General features: G+C 71.4%; 5 protein-coding genes. 1 reads left to right on the top strand and 4 read right to left on the bottom strand.

The window, feature by feature from the left end:
- Window positions 1–126 precede the first annotated feature (126 nt).
- Both ACEPPI_RS39540 and ACEPPI_RS39545 read right to left on the bottom strand, forming a co-directional pair.
- On the bottom strand, window positions 127–1,788 hold the full coding sequence (locus ACEPPI_RS39540) for a cation acetate symporter (RefSeq protein ID WP_373920088.1): 1,662 nt from the start codon (window positions 1,786–1,788) through the stop codon (window positions 127–129).
- Window positions 1,785–2,150 carry a DUF485 domain-containing protein gene (locus ACEPPI_RS39545; protein WP_030233482.1) on the bottom strand — a complete coding sequence of 122 codons (366 nt, stop codon included), beginning with the start codon at window positions 2,148–2,150 and terminating at the stop codon, window positions 1,785–1,787. Before ACEPPI_RS39545 ends, ACEPPI_RS39540 begins: the two co-directional genes overlap by 4 nt.
- Before the next feature lie 257 nt (window positions 2,151–2,407).
- Here ACEPPI_RS39545 and ACEPPI_RS39550 point away from each other — a divergent pair, with 257 nt between their 5' ends.
- On the top strand, window positions 2,408–3,955 hold the full coding sequence (locus ACEPPI_RS39550) for a S8 family serine peptidase (protein ID WP_373920089.1): 1,548 nt from the start codon (window positions 2,408–2,410) through the stop codon (window positions 3,953–3,955).
- A gap of 71 nt (window positions 3,956–4,026) precedes the next feature.
- Here ACEPPI_RS39550 and ACEPPI_RS39555 read toward each other — a convergent pair whose 3' ends face one another.
- Both ACEPPI_RS39555 and ACEPPI_RS39560 read right to left on the bottom strand, forming a co-directional pair.
- On the bottom strand, window positions 4,027–5,070 hold the full coding sequence (locus ACEPPI_RS39555; RefSeq protein WP_373920090.1) for a zinc-dependent alcohol dehydrogenase family protein: 1,044 nt from the start codon (window positions 5,068–5,070) through the stop codon (window positions 4,027–4,029).
- A gap of 19 nt (window positions 5,071–5,089) precedes the next feature.
- A complete protein-coding gene (locus ACEPPI_RS39560) occupies window positions 5,090–5,806 on the bottom strand; it encodes a lysoplasmalogenase (RefSeq protein WP_373920091.1) in 717 nt (238 codons plus the stop codon).
- Between the last annotated feature and the right edge of the window lie 20 nt (window positions 5,807–5,826).

Consider the following 5,826-nt stretch of genomic DNA (forward strand, 5'->3'; position numbering starts at 1 on the left):
CCACCACGGCCCTCTTCCGAACACTCCCCCACGTTTGTACCCGGGAGGGTGGCCCAACTCACCGTGAGGGGCGGTGGCCGGGTCCTACGGAACACCGCCGGGGCCACGCTGGGTGTTCGGTGGATCTCAGTGAGCCCCTGTTCCGGTGAGGGAGCGGACTTCCAGTTCGGCGAACTTCCGGGGGTCCGCCTCTTCCTTGGACAGTACGGTTCCCAGCCAGCCGAGGAGGAAGCCGAGGGGGATGGAGATGATCCCGGGGTTCTCCAGGGGGAACCAGTAGAAGTCGGCGTCCTTGAACATCGAGGTGGGCTTGCCGGAGACGACCGGCGAGAAGAGCACCAAGCCGACCGCCGAGATCAGGCCGCCGTAGATGGACCACAGCGCGCCCTGGGTGGTGAAGCGCTTCCAGAAGAGGCTGTAGAGGATGGTCGGGAGGTTGGCGGAGGCGGCGACCGCGAAGGCGAGCGCGACCAGGCCGGCGACGTTCATGTCGCGGGCGAGGGCCCCGAGGGCGATGGCGACGGCGCCGATGACCACGGTGGACCAGCGGGCGGCGCGCATCTCCTCCTTCTCGGTGGCCCGGCCCTTGCGGATGACGTTGACGTAGATGTCGTGCGCGAAGGACGAGGACGAGGCCAGGGTGAGGCCGGCGACCACCGCGAGGATGGTGGCGAAGGCGACGGCGGAGATCACCGCGAGCAGGACCGCGCCGCCGGTGGATCCGGCGCCGCCGCCGATCTCCTGGGCGAGCAGCGGGGCGGCGGTGTTGCCGGCCTTGTTGGAGGCCAGGATGTCGGCCCGGTTGAGGAGGGCGGCGGCGCCGAAGCCGAGGGCGATGGTCATCAGGTAGAAGGCGCCGATGATGCCGATGGCCCAGTTCACGGACTTGCGGGCGGCCTTGGCCGTGGGGACGGTGTAGAAGCGGATCAGGATGTGCGGCAAGCCGGCGGTGCCGAGGACCAGGGCCAGGCCCAGCGAGATGAAGTCGAGCTTGGTGAGCCCGTCCTTGCCGTACTTGAGGCCGGGCTCCAGGAACTTCGATCCCTGGCCGCTGTTCTCGGCGGCCTGGCCGAGCAGGGCGGAGATGTTGAAGTCGAACTTCAGCAGCACGAGGAAGGTGATCAGCAGGGCGCCCGCGATGAGCAGCACCGCCTTGACCATCTGGACCCAGGTGGTCCCCTTCATGCCGCCGACGGTCACGTAGACGATCATCAGCAGGCCGACCAGGGCGACCACGGCGACCTTGCCGCCGTCGCTGGTGATGCCCAGGAGCAGCGAGACGAGGACGCCCGCGCCGGCCATCTGGGCGAGCAGGTAGAAGATCGAGACCACGATGGTGGAGGTGCCGGCGGCGGTGCGGACGGGCCGCTGGCGCATCCGGTACGCGAGGACGTCGCCCATCGTGTAGCGGCCGGAGTTGCGCAGCGGCTCGGCGACCAGGAGCAGGGCCACCAGCCAGGCGACGAGGAAGCCGATGGAGTAGAGGAAGCCGTCGTAGCCGAAGAGGGCGATGGCTCCGGCGATGCCCAGGAAGGACGCGGCGGACATGTAGTCGCCGGAGATGGCCAGGCCGTTCTGGAAGCCGGTGAACTGGCGGCCGCCCGCGTAGAAGTCGGCGGCGTCCTTGGTCTGGCGGCCGGCCCAGACGGTGATGACGAGGGTCGCGACGACGAACAGGCCGAACAGGGTGATGATCAGCGGGCGGTGCTCGCTCGCGCCCGCGGCGAGGGTGAGCCGCGGGGTCACCTGCGGTGTCAGCTGTGCGGCCAGCTGCGGGACGGCGCTCATGCCCCGGCCTCCATCTCCTGCTTGATGGCCCGGGCCTTGGGGTCGAGCTTCGCGGCGGCGTGCCGCGAATACAGCCAGGCGATCAGGAAGGTCGTCGCGAACTGGGCGAGGCCGAGGACGAGGGCGACGTTGATGTTGCCGAAGAGCTTGGTCCCCATGAAGCCGCCCGCGTAGTTGGACAGCAGCACGTAGAGCAGGTACCAGGCGATGAAGGCCACGGTCAGCGGGAAGGCGAAGGACCGGTAGGAGCTGCGCAGTTCGGCGAATTCGGGGCTCTGCTGGACGCGCGTGAACTCTTCTGCCGAGGGGTGGGCCGGGGCCGGTCCCGCGCCGCCGTGGGGCGGCGCTGCTTCGGTGGTCACGGGGGGTTCTCCTTGTGACGCGGGTGCGGTGGGGACGACGGACAAAACAACCTCCGTGTGGGGGGACGGTGGTGCTGATCCCCCCTGTCAACGGCACGGCCGGCGTGTCGCGACGGTTCAACACCCGCGGATTCTTTGAAAACTGATTCCTCGAACTGATGGCGCGGAAGGGAACGTCAACGCTAGGTTCGCGTGTCATGTACCCGTCTGACGCGACCGCGTGCGGACGGTTTTTTCACGGATGATGTGGAGAACCCATGGCTCATCTGGGACACGGCCGCCGGCGAGCACTCGCCGTTCCGGTCGGCCTGGCGCTCACCGCCTCGCTCGCCTTCCTGCCCTCGGTCGCGGCCTCGGCCGCACCGCTGAGCGACACGGCGGGCCCGGCCGCGGCCGCGAAGCCCGCCTCCACCACCGGCCCGAAGCTGTCGTACGTGGCGAACCTGACCGCGTACGGGACGGTCAAGCAGGCCAAGAAGGCCGTCGAGCAGGCCGGTGGAACGGTGGTGACGTCGTATGAGCAGATCGGCGTCGTCGTCGCACACTCCCAGAACCCCGACTTCGCCAAGCAGCTGCGCGCCCAGCGCAGCCTCTTCGTGTCGGTGGGCGCCACCCGGACGGCCCCCCTCCAGACGGTGCAGACCACCGAGGAGGGTACGACCCAGAAGCTGAGCGCGGCGGACGCCGCCAAGGCCGCCGCACAGGCCGAGCCGGGTCAGGAGCCCCTGGAGTCCAACCAGTGGGACCTGCGCGCGATCAAGGCCGACCAGGCTCACAAGATCAACGATGGCAGCCCGGACGTCACCGTGGGCGTCATCGACACGGGTGTCGACGACACCCACCCCGATCTGGCCGCCAACTTCTCCAAGAGCCAGTCCGCCAACTGCGTGGGCGGCGTCGCGGACACCACGGACGGCGCCTGGCGCCCGTACCCCGACGGCAGTGACCACGGCACGCACGTGGCGGGCACCATCGCCGCCCCGCGCAACGGCATCGGCGTCAGCGGCGTCGCGCCGGGCGTGAAGGTCGCCGGCATCAAGGTGAGCGAGCCCGGGACCAGCCTGTTCTTCACCGAGGCGGTCGTGTGCGGCTTCATGTTCGCCGCCGAGAAGGGGATCGAGGTGACGAACAACAGCTACTACGTCGACCCGTGGATGTTCAACTGCAAGACGGACGACGACCAGAAGGCGCTGGTGGAGTCCCTCACCCGGGCCACCAGGTACGCGGAGCGCAAGGGCGTCCTCAACGTGGCCGCGGCGGGCAACGAGAACTTCGACCTGGCCGCCGACTCGATCCTCGACGACACCAGCCCGGACGACGCCACCCCCGGGCCCCGCACCATCGACCCGAAGGTCTGCCTGGACCTGCCCGCGCAGCTGCCCGGCGTGGTCACGGTCAGCGCGACCGGCGACAAGGGCCTGCGCTCGTACTACTCCAGCTACGGTCTCGGCGTCGTCGACGTCGCCGCCCCCGGCGGCGACAAGTGGCAGATCCCGGCCACCCCCGACGCCAACGGCCGGGTGCTGTCCACCCTGCCGGGCGGCGGCTACGGCTACAAGCAGGGCACCTCGATGGCCACGCCGCACGTCGCGGGCGTCGCGGCCCTGATCAAGAGCGCGCACCCGTGGGCCACGCCCGCGCAGATACAGGCGATGCTCAAGGGCCAGGCCACGAAGACGGCCTGCCCGGACAAGATCTACGACGGCACCGGCAACCTGATCGACGCCGCCACCTGCAAGGCCAAGTGGGGCCAGACCGGCTACTACGGCGCGGGCGTGGTCGACGCGCTCAAGGCCGTCAAGTAGCGGCGGCCGCGGGCGGGCCGGACGGGGTGCTCCCCCGTCCGGCCCGCCCTCAGCTCCGAGTCAGGGCGTGATCAGGGCTTGATCAGGACCTTGAGGGCGCTGCGGTCGTCCATCGCGCGGTAGCCGTCCGGGACCTCGTCCAGGGACACGGCGCGGTCGAAGACCGGCGCCGGGTCGATGGCCCCGCTCAGCACGTCCTCCAGCAGCTCCGGGATGTAGGCGCGGACCGGCGCCACACCGCCGCGCAGGGAGATGTTGCGGTCGAACATCACCCCGAGGTCGAGGCCGGTGCCGCTGCCGTGCGGCACGCCGACGTAGCCGACGGCGCCGCCGTCGCGGGTGATGTTCACCGCGGTCCGCATGGACTGCTCGGTGCCGACCGCCTCGATGACGGCGTGCGCGCCCTGCCCGCCGGTCAGCTCGCGGACGGCCGCCTCGGCGGCCTCGCCGCGCTCGGCGACCACGTCGGTGGCGCCGAAGAGCCGGGCTATGTCGGTGCGGACGGTGTGCCGGCCGAGGGCGATGATCCGCTCGGCGCCGAGCCGCTTGGCGGCCAGGACACCGCACAGCCCGACGGCGCCGTCGCCGACCACGGCGACGGTGGAGCCCTTGCGGACCCCCGCGCCCAGGGCGGCGTGGTGGCCGGTGCCCATGACGTCGGAGAGCGCCAGCAGGCCGGTCAGCAGGTGGTCGTCGGAGACGGCATCGGCCGGCAGCTTCACCAGGGTGCCCTCGGCGTGCGGGACGCGGACGGCCTCGCCCTGGCCGCCGTCATGGCCGACCGAGCCCCAGAAGCCGCCGTGCACGCAGGAGGTGTACAGGCCCTCGGAGCAGTAGTCACAGGTGCCGTCGGACCACATGAAGGGGGCCACGACCAGGTCCCCGGCGCGCAGGCCGGAGACGGCGGAGCCGGTCTCCTCGACGATGCCGAGGAACTCGTGCCCGATCCGCTGGCCGGGCTGGCGCTCGGCCTCGCCCCGGTAGGCCCAGAGGTCGCTGCCGCAGATGCAGGCACGCAGAACGCGGACGACGGCGTCCTCGGGGCGCTGGATCGCAGCGTCGGGCACCTCCTCCACGCGGATGTCGTGCGGGGCGTGGATGACGGTGGCGCGCATGGTGGTGCAGCCCTCCGGATCAGTTGGTTGAGTCTTGTATGACCTCCCTACGGTACGCCTGCGCCGGCGTGATCGAGCCCACGGCCAGCAGGTACTGGGCCGCCAGATAGGTGGCCATGATCCAGAAGTCGGGGCGGGGAGGCTGGGGCCACTCGGCGACGCCGGTCGCGATGAGCGTGTCGGAGAGCAGGAACAGCGCGCCGCCGATGCCGGCCGTACGGCCGGGAGCGCTGGAGCGGTAGGCCATGGCGGTGAGCAGCAGGCTGTACCCGGCGACGGGGACGCGCAGGCCGGCCGGCAGGTCCCCCCAGAGCAGCGCGACGGTCCCGACGAGCGCGAGGACGTACGCGCCCCCGAGTGCGGGGCCCGTCCGGCCGCGGCCGAAGAGCACGAGGTAGCAGACGTGCCCGGCGGCGAAGGAGCCCATGCCGACGAGGAAGGCGGGCTCGGCGTCGAAGAGCAGGGCGAGGTCGCCGCCCCAGCCGAACAGCAGGGCGGCGATCAGCAGGCGGGGGGCGCGGCGGGTGATGACGTGGGCCACCAGCAGCGGCATCAGCAGCGGCTTGGCGATCACGTGCCCGAGGTGCCAGCCGGCCAGCAGCGCTCCGAGGTCGACGGCGGCGGCCACGCCGAAGGCGACGAGCAGCGCCCGCCCGACGGTGCCGGGCGCGGGCCGGGGCCCGGCGCCCGCGCGGCGGTCCGCCCAGGACGGCGTACGGGACCCGGTGGCACTCACGCGGCACGCTCCGGCTCCGG

The sequence above is a fragment of the Streptomyces sp. AB3(2024) genome, from assembly GCF_041862025.1.
Lineage (GTDB): Bacteria > Actinomycetota > Actinomycetes > Streptomycetales > Streptomycetaceae > Streptomyces.